General features: G+C 72.4%; 14 protein-coding genes and 1 pseudogene. 10 read left to right on the forward strand and 5 right to left on the reverse strand.

The features are described 5' to 3' along the window. Positions 1-92: 92 nt before the first annotated feature. Both JHN45_RS25840 and JHN45_RS25845 read right to left on the reverse strand, forming a co-directional pair. Positions 93-917: a hypothetical protein gene (locus JHN45_RS25840; protein ID WP_374195645.1), complete on the reverse strand. Its 825-nt coding sequence runs from the start codon at positions 915-917 to the stop codon at positions 93-95. Positions 918-1,140: 223 nt separating this feature from the next. Then, positions 1,141-1,711: pseudogene (locus JHN45_RS25845) on the reverse strand (hypothetical protein). A gap of 176 nt (positions 1,712-1,887) precedes the next feature. Between JHN45_RS25845 and JHN45_RS25850 the strand changes: the two are divergent. Beyond that, complete coding sequence (locus JHN45_RS25850; protein WP_201050827.1) at positions 1,888-2,955, forward strand: sodium-dependent transporter; 1,068 nt, start codon at positions 1,888-1,890, stop codon at positions 2,953-2,955. A gap of 45 nt (positions 2,956-3,000) precedes the next feature. Here the strand turns inward: JHN45_RS25850 and JHN45_RS25855 are convergent, their stop codons facing one another. Beyond that, positions 3,001-4,323: a HAMP domain-containing sensor histidine kinase gene (locus JHN45_RS25855; RefSeq protein WP_201050828.1), complete on the reverse strand. Its 1,323-nt coding sequence runs from the start codon at positions 4,321-4,323 to the stop codon at positions 3,001-3,003. 153 nt (positions 4,324-4,476) lie between these two features. Between JHN45_RS25855 and JHN45_RS25860 the strand changes: the two genes are divergently transcribed. The 6 genes from JHN45_RS25860 (at position 4,477) to JHN45_RS25885 (ending at position 10,170) form a co-directional block, all read left to right on the forward strand. Continuing rightward, positions 4,477-5,085, forward strand: a complete 609-nt coding sequence (locus tag JHN45_RS25860; RefSeq protein ID WP_201050829.1) for a hypothetical protein — start codon at positions 4,477-4,479, stop codon at positions 5,083-5,085. Beyond that, the gene (locus JHN45_RS25865) at positions 5,076-5,795 is read left to right on the forward strand and encodes an ABC transporter ATP-binding protein (protein WP_201050830.1); all 720 of its coding nucleotides are present in this window, start codon (positions 5,076-5,078) and stop codon (positions 5,793-5,795) included. Before JHN45_RS25860 ends, JHN45_RS25865 begins: the two co-directional genes overlap by 10 nt. Before the next feature lie 134 nt (positions 5,796-5,929). Beyond that, entirely contained in the window at positions 5,930-6,091 is a 162-nt protein-coding gene (locus JHN45_RS25870; protein ID WP_201050831.1) for a hypothetical protein, read from the forward strand. After that, the gene (locus JHN45_RS25875; RefSeq protein WP_201050832.1) at positions 6,078-6,740 is read left to right on the forward strand and encodes an ABC transporter ATP-binding protein; all 663 of its coding nucleotides are present in this window, start codon (positions 6,078-6,080) and stop codon (positions 6,738-6,740) included. The genes JHN45_RS25870 and JHN45_RS25875 overlap by 14 nt, the downstream gene beginning before the upstream one ends. After that, positions 6,737-9,385 carry an ABC transporter permease gene (locus JHN45_RS25880; protein WP_201050833.1) on the forward strand — a complete coding sequence of 883 codons (2,649 nt, stop codon included), beginning with the start codon at positions 6,737-6,739 and terminating at the stop codon, positions 9,383-9,385. Before JHN45_RS25875 ends, JHN45_RS25880 begins: the two co-directional genes overlap by 4 nt. A gap of 56 nt (positions 9,386-9,441) precedes the next feature. Then, positions 9,442-10,170, forward strand: coding sequence for a response regulator transcription factor (locus tag JHN45_RS25885; protein ID WP_201050834.1), 729 nt, complete (start codon positions 9,442-9,444; stop codon positions 10,168-10,170). Between the two features lie 111 nt (positions 10,171-10,281). On the opposite strand, the gene JHN45_RS25890 is transcribed toward JHN45_RS25885, so the two are convergent. Further along, positions 10,282-10,614, reverse strand: a complete 333-nt coding sequence (locus JHN45_RS25890) for a hypothetical protein (protein WP_236584100.1) — start codon at positions 10,612-10,614, stop codon at positions 10,282-10,284. A gap of 327 nt (positions 10,615-10,941) precedes the next feature. Between JHN45_RS25890 and rsgA the strand changes: the two genes are divergently transcribed. The 3 genes from rsgA to JHN45_RS25905 all read left to right on the forward strand — a co-directional run bounded on the left by rsgA (position 10,942) and on the right by JHN45_RS25905 (position 14,156). Next, positions 10,942-12,057 carry a ribosome small subunit-dependent GTPase A gene (rsgA, locus tag JHN45_RS25895; RefSeq protein WP_200711779.1) on the forward strand — a complete coding sequence of 372 codons (1,116 nt, stop codon included), beginning with the start codon at positions 10,942-10,944 and terminating at the stop codon, positions 12,055-12,057. A 147-nt stretch (positions 12,058-12,204) separates the two neighbouring features. Beyond that, positions 12,205-13,647, forward strand: a complete 1,443-nt coding sequence (locus JHN45_RS25900) for a bifunctional transcriptional activator/DNA repair enzyme AdaA (protein ID WP_200711778.1) — start codon at positions 12,205-12,207, stop codon at positions 13,645-13,647. Continuing rightward, on the forward strand, positions 13,644-14,156 hold the full coding sequence (locus tag JHN45_RS25905; protein WP_200711777.1) for a methylated-DNA--[protein]-cysteine S-methyltransferase: 513 nt from the start codon (positions 13,644-13,646) through the stop codon (positions 14,154-14,156). Before JHN45_RS25900 ends, JHN45_RS25905 begins: the two co-directional genes overlap by 4 nt. On the opposite strand, the gene JHN45_RS25910 is transcribed toward JHN45_RS25905, so the two are convergent. Then, positions 14,153-14,524 (reverse strand): PPOX class F420-dependent oxidoreductase, encoded by a 372-nt coding sequence (locus JHN45_RS25910; RefSeq protein WP_200711776.1) that lies wholly within the window; start codon positions 14,522-14,524, stop codon positions 14,153-14,155. The two genes, JHN45_RS25905 and JHN45_RS25910, sit on opposite strands and share 4 nt — an antisense overlap. Positions 14,525-14,566 lie beyond the last annotated feature (42 nt).

Consider the following 14,566-nt stretch of genomic DNA (forward strand, 5'->3'; position numbering starts at 1 on the left):
AGGTAGGGCTGCCGTCGGCGGCGACCGCGCGCGCGACCCGCCCGCGAGAAACGGACGAGCCCACGGTCACCGCCACTGCGCGGCCGTAGGGGCTACGCCGTAGACGGAGCGCGGCGTCGGCGCTCCTGGAGATGGGCGTACGTCATCAGACCGACCAGGACTGTCAGAAGTACGGCCGACGAGCCCGCCGTACCGAGGTCGAGGCCGCCCTTGGCGGTCGGCTTGGTGAGGAAGTCGCCGGCGGTGGCGCCGAGGGGGCGGGTGAGTACGAAGGCGATCCAGAACAGCAGCACGTTCGGGACCGCGGGCGTCTTCATCAGGGCCAGCAGCACCAGCAGGGCGCCGGTGACGAGCGCGGCTCCACCGGCGTAGCCGAGGCCCGAACTGTCGGACAGGAAGTCGCCCATGGAGGTGCCGAGGGTGTTGGAGACGAGGATCGCCGACCAGAAGAGCGCCTCGCCGCGGAAGGTGACGATGTCCCGGATGACGAACGTCATCCCGGTCAGTTTCCACACGGCGAAGATGATGACCAGGATCGAGATCAGGATCGCCGCGCCGGTCGGGTAGCCGAGGCCGAGGCCCTGCGGTCCCCAGCCCAGTGAAGTGGCGCCGTTCGCAAGGTACTTGGCGCTGCCGTCGCGGTTCATGAAGTCGGACATTGTGGTGCCGGCCGTGCTGGTGGACAGGATGACCGTCCAGTAGAAGAACGGGTTGTAGCGCCTTGAGCGAAGCTGCACGACGAGGGTCACCACGAAGATCGCGAACAGGGCGATCGTGGTGAGGAAGTAGCCGAGCTTCAGGGTCTGGGCGAAGAGGTCGCCGGCCGTCTCGCCCAGCGTCGTCGCCGCGATCTTCATGATCCAGAAGGCGAGGGTGACCTCGGGCAGCTTCTTCGTCACCGACTTGGCGGTGGCCACGGTCCGCTGATGCGTACGGGCAACGCCGGTGTCGGTGTCGGTGAGGGTTTCCGGAATCTCCAAGGTGCCGGACACTCCTTTTTCTGTGGGGGGTGTGGAAGGGCGCCCGTTCCCATGAAGGAAACGGGCGCCCTGTGACGCGTGGTCCGGCCGTGGAGGACGGCCGTCGTGTCCGACTCTGCCGATCAGTTCCTGAACGCTTCCTGAACGCCTCCGCCGCTGTTCAGGCCGCTTGTCCCGCGACGGGTTCGCGGTCGATGACGTCCTTGCGGGTCACCGTCAGGAACACCACGAGGCCGAGGACGACCGCCAGGAAGAGGACGCTCGTGACGACGGTGCCGAGACCGACGACGGTGCCGGGACCGAGGCCGCCGTCGCCGGTCGGCTGGGAGAGGTGGTCCCCGATCGAGGCCCCCAGCGGACGCGTGAGGATGTAGGCGATCCAGAAGCTCCACACGGCGTCCAGACCGAGGGCGAAGTGGGCGACGCCGACGGCGGCGATGGCCAGGGCGAACAGGACGGCCGACAGCCAGTAGCCGATATCCATGCGCTCGGAGACCAGATCGCGGCCGCCGTGCCGAGGGCGAAGGTGAACAGTACGGCCTTCTCGTTGAGCAGATCGGCCGCGATCTCGCCGACCGTGGTGCACAGCACCTTGATCACCCAGAAGTACAGGGTGATCTCGGGAACCTTGTTGAGGCGGAGGCGGAGGCGGAGGCGGAGGCGTGAGAGTGCGGGCCGGGACCGTCGGCGTCCCGTGCGGCTTCGGGTGTTTCGGACCGTTCGTAGGCCATGAGCGGTGACCCGCCAACGGCCACCTGAACGCATCCTGACTGCGCGTGCTGATCACCCGCCCCACCCGTACCGGACGGGAAGGATGCCCTCATGCACCTCAGGCACATCCACCGGTCCCACCCGCGTATATCGGCGTCGCCTCCCGCCCCTGCCCTCGTGACAGAAGTAGGCCGCCGTGAACGCTCCGCCCCTTTCCGAACCGACCGTTGACCGTGCGACGAACTGGCTGCGCCGTCGGCTCGGCCGCGCCGTCCTCGTCTCCTATGCCGCCGCTCTGCTCCTGCCGGGGGCCGGCCTGTGGTTGCGCCGCCCGCACGCCGTCCCGCCGGGCGGACCGGCCCACCTGACACTGCACACCACCTCGCTCCTGCTGTCCCTGGTGCTCCTCTCGGCCGGGCTCCAGGTACCGGTCCGCGCGCTCGGCCACGTGCTGCGGCGCCCCAAGGCCATGCTGGCCGGACTCGCACTGCATCTCACGATTCCGCTGCTCGTCGTGCCGTTCGTCGCCTTCCTGCTGCGCGGCACCCCGGACTCCGACGGCGGCAGTGGACTGCTCACCGCGATGATCCTGGTCGTGGCCATGCCCGTGGCCGCCGGCGCCACCGTATGGACCGCCAAGGGGGAGGGGGACCAACCCACCATGGTCGGACTCGTCCTCGCCTCCACCCTTCTCAGTCCGCTCACCACGCCGTTCCTGCTGGCGGCTCTGGCACCGCTGCTCAGCGGCGGCTACGCACGGACGCTCACCGGTACGAGCGGCTCCGTCCACAGCGGATTCACCCTCGCCACCGTCGTCCTGCCCTGCGCCGCGGGTCTTCTGTGCGCGCTCATGCTGCCGCCGTCGTGGCACGGCCGTCTCCTGCGGGCCGTGGTGCCCTCGGCCCTGGCCGGCTCGCTGGTCCTGACCTACGTCAACGCGAGCGGTGCCCTCGGCACCTTCCTGACCCGACCGCGTCCGCTGCTGTTCGCCGCGGCCCTCGCCGTGGCCGCCCTGGTGTGCGTCCTGTCCTTCGTGCTGGGCCGACTGACCTCCCGCGTCCTGCGGCTGGACGCCCCGGTGGCCTCGTCGCTGACCCTGGCCTGCGGCATGAACAACAGCAGCGCGAGCGCGGTGCTGATCACGACCTCGCTGCCCGACAAGCCCCACCTGCTGCTGCCGGTGCTCGCCTACGGGCTGCTGCAGAAGACGGCCGCCAACCGGGTCGTCGCCAGACTGCGGCCCGCGCCCTCCGCGGTGTCCTAGCGCGCCAGGTCCACAGGTCCACAGGTCCGCAGGTCCGCAGTGTCCTCAGCCGTCGCCGTTCCCCGTCCTGTCCCCGGTGTCGTCCTGACGCACCGGCACCAGCACGGTGAACGTCGTGGGACGCCGGTTGGTCAGGGAGAGTCTGCCGCCGAGGGTGACGGTGAGGTCCCGGGCGAGAGCGAGGCCGATGCCCTCCCCCTCTCCGTCGCCGGTGCGGCCGCGCTCGAAGGGCCGGGTCGTCCCGATGGCGCCCTCGTCGGCGACGTCGAAGGCGAGGGCGTCGCCGAGGTCCCGGACCGTGAGGCGGACGGTGCCTCGGCCGTGGACGCGCGCGTTGTCCAGCAGGATGCCGAGGATCTCGGCGACCGGCGCAGCGGGCACACGGGCGTCGTCCGTCGCGTCGGCCGTCGTGCACAGCAATCGCCTGCCGTCGTGGGCGAACAGTCCGTGCCAGTGGTTCTCGATGTCCCCGAGCAGCGACCCGACCGGCATGGACGGGGCGGGGGTGCCGGGCGGACCAGGTGAACGGGACAGCCGTAGCACCTCCTCCACCGTGCCGTGGAGCCGGCGGGTGGTCGCCAGTGCCTCCTCCAGGGCGGGGCGCAGCCGGGCGTCGTCGTCCTGGGCGAGGCCCGCCTCCAGGGTGAGTTGCAGTCCGGTCAGCGGGGTGCGCAGCTGATGCGAGGCGTTGGCGGTGAAGTCCCTTTCGTGGCGCAGGAGTTCGGTGAGGCTGTGCAGCATCTCGTTGTGGGTGCGGGCCACTTGGTCGATCTCGGCGATGCTGCTGGGCGCGGCCCGTGCGCTCAGGTCGCCGGCGGTGACGGCCCGGCTGTGACGGGAGAGATCCTCCAACGGCGCGGCCAGCACCCGCGCCTGGCGTCGGGCGATCAGGACGGCCGCGGTCAGGGCGAGCGCGCAGGCCCCGGCCAGCACGGCCCACACGGCGAGGACCCGGGTGCGTACGGCGGCGGCGGGCGAGGAGGCGCGTACGACGCCGATGACCTGCTCCGCGTGCGAGACCGGCACCGTGACGGTCAGATCACCGCCCGAGTGACCGCGCACCACCCGCGCGCCGAAGGCCCGCCGCACCACCGCGTCACCCGTCCCGGGGCCGCTGCCCGCCCGCAGCCGCAGCCGGGCGTCGTACAGACCGAGGTGCCCTCCGGCCGGCGGCGCGGGCAGTTCGACCGGGTCGCCGGTCGTGTAGTCCGGGCTGACGCGCACGGCACCCGACAGGGCCGCCCGTTCGAGGGTGTCGCGCTGGTCGGCGTACAGCGACGACCTGATGACCAGCGCCAGCGGGACGGCGAGGAGGACCACGGCGACCAGAGCGGCGGTCAGGGCGACGCGCACCACACGCTGTCTCATGCCCTCATCCTGCGGGCCGCGGGCCTGCCCGGGGGTGACGCGCCACGCGCTTTTGCCGTCGTCTAACCGTCGGCGTGCCGGGCGTTAACCGGCCGCCTCCTAGCGTCGGTGCCATGACCGATGTCCGGTCGGGGCTTCCGGGAGGCAGTGACCATGGCACCTGCACACGCATCCGTCGCCGTAGGACTGGCGCTGGTCACGGCGTTGATCACCGGCTGTTCGAGTTCCGGCTCGCACTCGGGGTCCAGCACGTCCCCTGCCCCCACGGCGCCCGCGCCCACGGAGTCGAATCCGCCCGGCGACATCCCCGACAACCAGGTGTACGTGGCCTACCGGCCCACCGGTGGCTTCAACGGTTTCACGGTGAAGGTGCCCGAGGGCTGGGCCCGCACCGGGCAGGGCGCCACCACCGTGTTCACGGACAAGCTGAACACCGTCAGCGTCACCACGGCCACCGTCTCCGCCGCACCCACGGTCGGCTCCGTCACCAACACCGTCGTACCCCGACTCAAGGCGCAGACACCGAAGTTCGCGACGCCCAAGGTGACCGAGACGACCCGGCACGCAGGCCGCGTCCTCCGGCTGACCTACCAGGGCGACTCCGCCAAGGACCCGGTCACCGGCAAGGTGGTCCGGGACGCGTTCGAGCGATACGCCTTCCACCGGCAGGGCCACGAGGTCGACCTGACGCTGTCCGGACCGGTCAACGCCGACAACGTCGACCCGTGGCGGATCGTCAGCGACTCCTTCGCATGGCGGTGAGCACCGTGCCCACCCGGTCCTACGACGACGCGCTCATCGCCCGCGAGCTGTACCGCTTCTACCGCGCGGGCGAGGAGGAGACCCTGGCCCTGCGCGGGGTGTCGCTGACAGTGCGGCGCGGCGAGACAGTCGCCGTCGTCGGCCCTTCGGGAGCCGGCAAGTCCACGCTGCTGGCGTGTCTGGCCGGACTCGACGAGCCCTCCGGCGGCGACGTCCACGTGGACGCGGTCCGTATCAGCCACCGGCCGGAGACCGAGCGGGCCCGGCTGCGCGCACGCCACATAGGCGTCCTGCTCCAGAGCCGCAACCTGCTGCCGCACCTGACCGTGCGGGACAACATCCGCCTCGCCCAGCGGGCCGTCCGCGGCCGTCCCGCCGTCTCCGCCGAGGCGCTGCTGGAGCAGGTGGGGCTCAGGCGGCGGGCCCGTGCCCTGCCTCGGCAACTGTCCGGAGGTGAGCTGGCGCGCGCCGGGCTGGCTGTCGCCCTCGCCAACTCCCCGGCCGTACTGCTGGCCGACGAACCGACCGGTGAACTCGACGGCGGCACCGAGCAGTTGGTACTGCGGATGGTGCGGGAGCGGGCCGCGGACGGCTGCGCGGTGCTGATCGTCACGCACAGCGCGGAGGCGGTCCGGATTGCCGACCGGGTGATCACCCTGACCGATGGACGGGCGCGGGAGACACGGGAGGCGAGCGATGTCCGGTACTGACGTGCTCCTCCGCTGCGCGGACGCGGCGCCGACCTTCGGTCCGGGGACGACTCCGGTGGCGGTGGTCACGCACGGATCCGACCGGCCCGTCCCCCTGCCCGACCGGCGAACGCGGGAGACACGGGAGGCGAGCGATGTCCGGCGCTGACGTGCTCCTCCGCTGCGCGGACGCGGCGCCGACCTTCGGCCCGGGTACGACACCGGTGGCGGTGGTCACGCACGGATCCGACCAGCCCGTCCCTCTGCCCGACCGGCGGGCGCGGGAGACACGGGAGGCGAGCGATGTCCGGTACTGACGTGCTCGTCGTCTGCGTGGACGCGGCGCTGACCTTCGGGCGGGGCGCGACGGCGGTGGTGGCGGTCCACGGGACCGACCTGAGCATCTGCCCCGGCGACCGGCTGGCGATCGTAGGGCCGTCCGGGTCGGGGAAGTCCTCGCTGCTGCATCTGCTGGCCGGGCTCGAACGCCCCACCAGCGGTGCCGTCTCCTGGCCCGGGCTCAGCGGGGGAGCCGACATCGGGCTGGTGTTCCAGGCCGACAGCCTGGTCCCCGCCCTGGATGTCGCTGAGAACGCGGCGCTTCCGCTCGTCCTCTCCGGACGGTCGCAGGAGCAGACCCGTCGGCCGGTCGGCGAGGCTCTCGCCCTGGTGGGGGCGGCCGAGTTGGCCGACCGGCTGCCCGAGGAGATCTCCGGCGGCCAGGCCCAGCGGGTCGCCGTGGCTCGTGTGCTCGCCCAGGAACCCCGGCTGATCCTCGCCGACGAGCCCACCGGCCGCCTCGACCACGCCACCGGCGCCCGCGTCCTGGACGCCCTGCTCACGGCGGCGGACCGCACGGGCGCCGCGCTCGTCGTCACCACCCACGACCCAGCCGTCGCCGCCCGGTTCACCGTCCGGCGGGCCATGCGCGACGGACGGCTGCTCGCACCGGAGGACACATCATGATCACCTCGTGGGCAAGGAGTCTGGCCCGCCATCGGGCCGGTCGGCTACTGGCGGCCATGGCCGGCATCGCGCTCGCCGTCGCCCTGGTCGCCGCCCTCGGTTCCTTCCTCACCGCATCGAAGGCGACCATGACCCAGCGCGCCGTCCGCTCCGTCGCCGTCGACTGGCAGGTCGAGGTGCAGCCCGGCGCGGACGCCAACTCCGTGCTGCGGCAGGTCCGTACGGACCCCGGCACCCGGGCCGCCCTCCCGGTCGGATACGCCCGCACCACCGGCTTCACCGCCCGCGTCCAGGGCAGCACCCAGACCACGGGCCCCGGCATGGCCCTCGGCCTGCCACCCGGCTACCGCCACCTGTTCCCCGACGCGATGCGCACCCTCTCCGGCTCGCCCGACGGCGTCCTCCTCGCCCAGCAGACCGCCTCCAACCTGCACGCCGCCCCCGGCGACACCGTCGCGATCCGACTGCCGGGCGCCGGACCGCGCCAGGTACGCGTGGACGGCGTCGTCGACCTGCCCCAGGCCGACTCCCTGTTCCAGAAGGTCGGCGCCCCCACCCAGTCCCAGCCGACCGCACCCCCCGACAACGTCATCCTCCTGCCCACCGACCGGTTCGCCTCCCTCACCCACGGAGCCACCACCCGCACCACCCAGATCCACGTCGCCCGCGACGCCCGCCTGCCCAGCGACCCGGCCGCCGCCTTCAGCACCGTCACCGGCGCCGCCCATCACCTCGAAGCCAGGACCGCGGGCGGCGCACTGGTCGGCGACAACCTCGGCGCCGCCCTCGACTCCGCCCGCCAGGACGCTCTCTACGCCCAGATCCTCTTCCTCTTCCTCGGCGTCCCCGGCGCTGTGCTGGCCGCCGCGCTGACCGCCGCGGTTGCCTCGGCGGGCGGCCAACGGCGGCGCCAGGAACAGGGGTTGCTGCGGCTGCGCGGGCTGCGGCCCCGTCAGATCACCGCGCTCGCGGGCCTGGAGGCCGCACTCGTAGGTGGCGTGGGCGGAGCCGCCGGTCTGGGCATCGCCGCACTGACCGGGCGGCTCGCCTTCGGCACCGCCTCCTTCGGCGCGAGCGCGGGCACCTGGGCCGTCTGGTACGGCGTCGCCTTCGTCCTCGGCGCCGCCGTGGCCGCCTGCGCCGTCCTCCTCCCCGCGCTGCGCGACCTGCGCTCGGTGACCGTCGCCGACACCCGCAAGGAGACCGGCGTCCGCGCCACCCGCGCTCCCTGGTGGATGCGCTACGGCCTCGACCTCGCGCTCCTCATCGGCTCCTGGCTGATCTTCCGCGCGTCCTCCGGCAACCAGTACGCCCTCGTCCTGGCCCCCGAGGGCGTGCCCACCCTCTCCGTCTCCTACTGGGCGTTCCTCGGCCCGGCCCTGCTGTGGATCGGCGCCGCCCTGCTGCTGTGGCGCCTGACCCTGCTCGCCCTCACCCACGGCCGCCCGGCCCTGGCCCGCCTCGCCCGCCCGCTGACCGCCACCCTCGCCGGCACCACGGCCGCCGTCCTGTCCCGGCGACGGCGCCCGCTGGCCCGCTCCGTGGTGCTGCTCGCGCTCGCGGTGTCCTTCGCGATCTCCACCGCCGTCTTCAACGCCACCTACCACCAGCAGGCCGAGGCCGACGCCCGCCTGACCAACGGCGCCGACGTCACCGTCACCGAACCGCCCGGCGCCCACGTCCCGCCCGGCGCGGCGAACTCGCTGAAGGTCTCCGGCGTACGGCACGTCGAGCCCGTCCAGCACCGCTTCGCCTACGTCGGCTCCGACCTCCAGGATCTCTACGGCGTCCGCCCCGACACCGTCGCCCACGCCACCTCGCTCCAGGACGCCTACTTCGCCGGGGGCACCGCCCACCAGCTCATGCGGCGCCTGTCCCAGCGCCCGGACAACCTCCTGGTCAGCGTCGAGACCGTGCACGACTTCCAGCTCTCCCCCGGCGACACCGTCAACCTCCGCATCCAGGACGCCCGCACCAAGGCCCTGCGCACCGTCCCCTTCCACTACGCCGGAATCGTCAAGGAGTTCCCCACCGCCCCCAAGGACAGCTTCTTCGTCGCCAACGCCGCCTACGTGGCCAGGGCGACCGGCAGCGACGCCGTCGGCGCGTTCCTGCTCGACACCGGCGGCAGCCACCAGCAGCAGATCGCCGCCCACCTGCGGCAGCAGCTCGGCACCGGCGCCACCGTCACCGACCTCACCCAGACCCGAGGCACCGTCGGCACCAGCCTCACCTCCGTCGACCTGGCCGGCCTGACCCGCATCGAACTCGCCTTCGCCGTACTGCTCTCCGCCGGAGCGGGCGGACTCGTCCTCGCCCTCGGCCTCGCCGAACGCCGCCGTACCTTCGCCATCGCCACCGTGCTCGGCGCGAAACCGGGCCAGCTGCGCGGCATGGTCCTCACCGAGGCCCTGCTGCTGACCACCGGCGGCCTGGCGGGCGGCGCGCTCATCGGCTGGGCGCTGTCCGAGATGCTGGTCAAAGTCCTCACGGGCGTCTTCGACCCACCCCCGGCGAGCCTGTCCGTACCGTCCGCCTACCTGATCCTCACCGCGGGCGCCGCCGTGGCCGCCGTACTGGCCGCCGCCCTCAACGGCATCCGCAGCGCCGGACGCCCGGCCGTCGAGGAACTGCGCGACCTGTGACCGCGCCCTACCGGACCGGCGAGCGGCCCGCTCCGCCCGCTCCTAGGCTGTCGCCCATGCGCATGCCCGCCACCGCCGACCGCAGCCGCCCCCGCGTCCTGGTCGTCGAGGACGACGACACCATCGGCCGGCACCTCCACAACGGCCTGCGCGGCAACGACTACGCACCCACCTGGAGCCGCACCGGCGCCACCGCTCTGGCCGAGGCCGCGCGGTCGCCGTACGACGTCCTGCTGCTCGATCTCGGGCTGCCCGACATGGACGGCCTCGACGTCGCCCGTGCCCTGCGCGCCCGCCATCCCGACCTGCTGATCGTCGTCCTCACCGCACGCACCGACGACATCGACGTGATCGCCGGGCTGGACGCCGGAGCAGACGACTACCTCGTCAAACCCTTCAGCCTCTCCGTGCTGCTCGCCCGCCTCCGCGCCCACCTGCGCCGCCGTACCGTCGCTACGCCGCCACCGGAACCCGTCCACCTGACCGACCTCGTCCTCGACGTCTCCGCCCGCCGCTGCACCCTCCACGACAAGGAAGTCCCGCTCCGCCCAAAGGAGTTCGACCTGCTCGCCGTCCTCGCCCAGCACCCGGGCGAGGCGGTCTCCCGGGAGACCCTGATGGCCGAGGTCTGGGACGAGAACTGGTTCGGCTCCACCAAGACCCTCGACGTCACCATGGCCGGCCTGCGCCGCCACCTCACCGAGGCCGCCGACACCTCGGCCCACCCCAGCAGCCTGCCCCGCATCACCACCCTGCGGGGGCACGGCTACCGCCTGGAACTCTGAAGGCCTCCCGCGCGCATGGGTTGTCCACGCCGGCCGCGCAGCCGTGACCACAGCAGTCACGGCTGGATGGTTCCCAACGCCCCGCTCGCCCTTGCAGATTGACGTACGGGGTCACGTCGCCAGCGCGTCGGCCACCTGGTGGAGGAGGTAGTCGGTGCCGGCGTCGTCGGCGAAAGTGCGGTAGACCACGTGCAGACGGTGATCAGCGGCGAGTGGAACCGTGAAGGTCGGCCACTCGGCCCGTTCCCACAGCCGCCGCTGGAAGTCGCCGGCCGCGTCGTGGTCCGCGCCGAACAGCAGTTCTTCGGCCTCTTCGGCATGGACACACGAGGAGAGGTGTCCCAGCCAGAACAGGGGCTCGTCCAGGATCCCAATCCGGTGCGTGAGGGGACCACCGTCGTAACCCTGTATCCCGGCAGGACCCAGACCTGCGCTGTTCGTCACGGTGGACATCATGCCGCCCGGACTCGGGGCTCTCGGGGCCGAGCCCCACGCGAGGGCCTGAACGTGTTGCGCCATGGGCGCGCCGTAATTCGCTGGCGTCGCGACCGGTGGACCTTCTACGATCTGTGGTGTTCGAGCGGCAACCGTGCGTTGCCGCAGGTGACTTGGCTTGTGCTGTGGGAGGTGTGACCGATGGCTGTCTCTGTGATGGGCGCTGCCCGCATCCGGAAGTTCATCAAGTCCACTCCCGTGGCCTCCGGCTGACCTCTCCTTTCCTCCCGCGCCTGGGTGCGCGGTGCCGGGGCCACCCTTGTGAAGGGTCACCCCTTGTCTTTCTCTTCTCTCCCGGGTTCGCTCTCGTCCTCCTCGCACCCGCTCCAGCCGTACGGCTGGGACGCGGACCGGGAGGCCGAGTTCGCCCCGTTCGCCGAGCAGGGTCTGCTGCCCGGCCGTGTCGTACGGGTCGACCGTGGCCTGTGCGATGTCGTGACGTCGGGCGGTACGGTCCGTGCCGACACCGAGTTCGTCGTTCCCCGTGACCCGATGAAGGTCGTGTGCACGGGTGACTGGGTCGCTGTCGACCCGGCGGGCGGCGACCCGCGCTATGTGCGGACGCTGCTGTCGCGTCGTACCGCCTTCGTGCGGTCCACCTCCTCCAAGCGGTCCGAGGGGCAGATCCTCGCGGCCAATGTCGACCACGCGATCGTCGCCGTACCGCTGACCGGGGACCTCGACCTCGGCCGGATCGAACGGTTCCTCGCGCTCGCCTGGGAGTCCGGCGCCCAGCCCGTCGTCGTGCTCACCAAGGCCGACCTCGTGCCGGACGCGGTGACGTTGTCGTATCTCGTCCAGGACGTGGAGACCGCGGCGCCGGGCGTGCCGGTGTTCAGTGTCAGCGCCGCGACCGGGGAGGGCGTCGACGTGCTCGCCGCGGTCGCCGCCGGTGGTACGTCCGTGCTGCTCGGGCAGTCCGGTGCCGGCAAGTCGACGCTCGCCAACGCGCTGCTCGGCGAGGACGTGATGGACGTGCAGGCGACGCGTGACGTGGACGGCAAGGGCCGTCATACGACCACCACGCGCAACCTGCTCGCCCTGCCCGGCGGCGGTGTCCTGATCGACACGCCGGGGCTGCGCGGGGTCGGACTGTGGGACGCGCAGACCGGGGTCGGTCAGGTGTTCGCCGAGATCGAGGAACTGGCGGGACAGTGCCGGTTCCAGGACTGCGCCCACATCGCGGAACCGGGGTGTGCGGTGCTGGCCGCCGTCGAGTCGGGCGAGCTGCCCGAGCGGCGGCTCGACAGCTACCGCAAGCTCATGCGCGAGAACCAGTGGATCGTCGCCAAGACCGACGCCCGGCTCAGGGCCGAACTGCGGCGCGACTGGAAGCGGAAGGGGGCGGAGGGGAAGGCGGCGATGGAGGCGAAGCGGGGACGCTGGGCCTAGCGGCCCGGTCCACTTCGGCTCGGCCCGGTCCACTTCGGCTCGGCCCGGTCCACTTCGGTCCGGTCCGGTCCGGTCCGGCGCCGCGTCAACGCCACGTCCGATTTCCGCCAGCCCCGCCCCCGGGGATGGCGGAGACTGGAGGGCGTGATGGACGAAGACACCAGGTACGAGGCCGTACGGAGCCGGGACGCCCGGTTCGACGGCGAGTTCTTCTTCGGCGTCGCGACCACCGGGATCTACTGCCGGCCCAGCTGTCCGGCGGTGACTCCGAAGCGGCGCAACGTGCGGTTCTTCATGACGGCCGCCGCCGCGCAGGGCTCGGGGTTCCGGGCCTGCCGGCGGTGCCGTCCGGACGCGGTGCCGGGGTCGGCCGAGTGGAACGTGCGCGCCGATGTCGTGGGCCGCGCCATGCGGCTGATCGGCGACGGAGTGGTGGACCGCGAGGGCGTCGCCGGGCTCGCCGTACGGCTCGGCTACAGCGCACGGCAGGTCCAGCGGCAGCTCACCGCCGAACTCGGCGCCGGCCCCGTCGCCCTCGCCCGGGCCCAACGGGCGCACACCGCACGGGTGTTGGTGCAGACCACCGACCTGCCGATCACGGAGATCGCGTTCGCGTCCGGCTTCGCCAGCGTGCGCCAGTTCAACGACACGATCCGCGCCGTGTACGCGTCGACCCCGAGCGAACTGCGCGTCAACGCGCCCCAGCCACCGGCCAAGTCACCGGCAGGAGAGCTGGGCGGCGTCGCGCCTGGCGACGGGACCGGTCCAACAGCCGAACCGTCCGCCGGCATCCCCCTGCGGCTCGCGCACCGCGGCCCGTACCAGTCCGCCGCCGTCTTCGATCTGCTGCGCTGCGAGGCTGTCCCCGGCATCGAGGAAGTCACCGGCACCCTCGGCCGTCGCACCTACCGCCGTACCCTCAGCCTTCCCTACGGCACCGGGATCGTCGCGGTCGACGAACGCCCCGGCACCCTCAAGGGCCGCCCCCACACCGGCGGTTGGCTCGACGCCCGCCTCCACCTCACCGACCATCGCGACCTGACCACCGCCGTACAGCGGCTCCGGCGGCTCTTCGACCTCGACGCCGATCCGTACGCCGTCGACGAGCGGCTCGGGGCCGACCCTCGGCTCGGCCCGCTCGTCGCCGTCCGGCCGGGGTTGCGCTCACCGGGCGCCGCCGATCCGGAGGAGCTGGCCGTGCGGGCGCTGGTGGGGCGGGCGGAGGCGGAGCGGCTGGTGCGGCGTTACGGCAGGACGCTGGACGTTCCGTCCGGCAGCCTCACCCACCTCTTTCCCGAACCGTCCGTGCTGGCAGCGGCCTTGCCCGCCGAGTCCCTGGCCGGCCGCCTCGTCACCGCCCTCGCCGACGGCACCGTACGACTCGATGTCGGTGCCGACCGCGACGACGCTCAGGCCGCCCTGCTCGCGCTGCCCGGTATGGACGCCGCCACGGTCGCCGTCGTCCGAGCCCGCGCCCTCGGCGACCCCGACGTGGCACCGCCCGGTGCCGACATCCCGGACGCCTGGCGCCCCTGGCGTTCCTACGCCGTACAACACCTGCTGGCAGCAGGGGAGTTGGAGTTGCCATGACCATCCGCTGGACGAGTTTCGAGAGCCCCTTGGGGCAGTTGCTCCTCACCGCCGACGACAACGGCGCCCTCACCTCCCTCTCCGTCCCCGGTCAGAAGGGCGGTCGTACCGTTCAGCCGGAGTGGCGCCAGGACCCCGGCCCCTTCCGCGTGGCCGGTGAGCAGCTCGCCGCCTACTTCGCCGGCGAACTCAAGGAATTCCAGCTGGAGTTCCACACCTCCGGCACGGACTTCCGGGAGCGGGTGTGGAGCGCGCTCGACTCCGTTCCCTACGGTGCGACGACGACGTACGGCGAGATCGCCGCCCGGATCGGCGCGTCCCGGGCCGCGGTGCGGGCCGTGGGCGGGGCGATCGGGGCCAACCCCTTGCTGGTCGTCCGCCCCTGCCACCGGGTGATCGGCGCCGACGGATCACTCACGGGTTATGCGGGCGGCCTCGACCGCAAGGTTCAACTCCTCACCCTGGAGGACGCGTTGGACCCGTCGGGCCCGTCGGGCTCCTCGATCTAGTCGGTCTCCAACCCCCAACTGTGGATCCGCCGCGGATGGATGCGGATCACCTCCTCACTCATGTGCGGCCCCAACTCGTGGGGGCCGACGAGGAGTTCGGCCTCGCCGCGGATGTCGATGCCGCGTACCCGCCACGGGCTGACGCTGACGATGTCGTCCACGACCAGCGCGACCTTCGGGTTCGCCCGCAGGTTGCGCCACTTCTTCGTCGTACCCATCGCATACCCGCCGACCAGGATCGTCCCGTCGTCCTGCGGGAAGAAGCCGACGGGGTTGGCCTGCGGCTGGCCGTGGGGGTCGACGGTGGCCAGTCGCCCCAGCCGCTGCGACTTGAGGTACGCGCGCTCGGCCTCGGTGAATTCGGTCATGTCCGCAGCCAAACACGCCCGCCCGCCCACCGCATCGGCTTC

Source organism: Streptomyces sp. MBT53 (assembly GCF_016654115.1).
GTDB lineage: Bacteria > Actinomycetota > Actinomycetes > Streptomycetales > Streptomycetaceae > Streptomyces.

Excerpts from the sequence above, each read along its gene's own strand:
- JHN45_RS25855 (WP_201050828.1), bottom strand. The coding sequence starts at position 4,323 with ATGAGACAGCGTGTGGTGCGCGTCGCCCTGACCGCCGCTCTGGTCGCC.
- JHN45_RS25860 (WP_201050829.1), top strand. The coding sequence starts at position 4,477 with ATGGCACCTGCACACGCATCCGTCGCCGTAGGACTGGCGCTGGTCACG.
- JHN45_RS25865 (WP_201050830.1), top strand. The coding sequence starts at position 5,076 with ATGGCGGTGAGCACCGTGCCCACCCGGTCCTACGACGACGCGCTCATC.
- JHN45_RS25870 (WP_201050831.1), top strand. The coding sequence starts at position 5,930 with ATGTCCGGCGCTGACGTGCTCCTCCGCTGCGCGGACGCGGCGCCGACC.
- JHN45_RS25875 (WP_201050832.1), top strand. The coding sequence starts at position 6,078 with ATGTCCGGTACTGACGTGCTCGTCGTCTGCGTGGACGCGGCGCTGACC.
- JHN45_RS25880 (WP_201050833.1), top strand. The coding sequence starts at position 6,737 with ATGATCACCTCGTGGGCAAGGAGTCTGGCCCGCCATCGGGCCGGTCGG.
- JHN45_RS25885 (WP_201050834.1), top strand. The coding sequence starts at position 9,442 with ATGCGCATGCCCGCCACCGCCGACCGCAGCCGCCCCCGCGTCCTGGTC.
- JHN45_RS25900 (WP_200711778.1), top strand. The coding sequence starts at position 12,205 with ATGGACGAAGACACCAGGTACGAGGCCGTACGGAGCCGGGACGCCCGG.
- JHN45_RS25905 (WP_200711777.1), top strand. The coding sequence starts at position 13,644 with ATGACCATCCGCTGGACGAGTTTCGAGAGCCCCTTGGGGCAGTTGCTC.
- JHN45_RS25910 (WP_200711776.1), bottom strand. The coding sequence starts at position 14,524 with ATGACCGAATTCACCGAGGCCGAGCGCGCGTACCTCAAGTCGCAGCGG.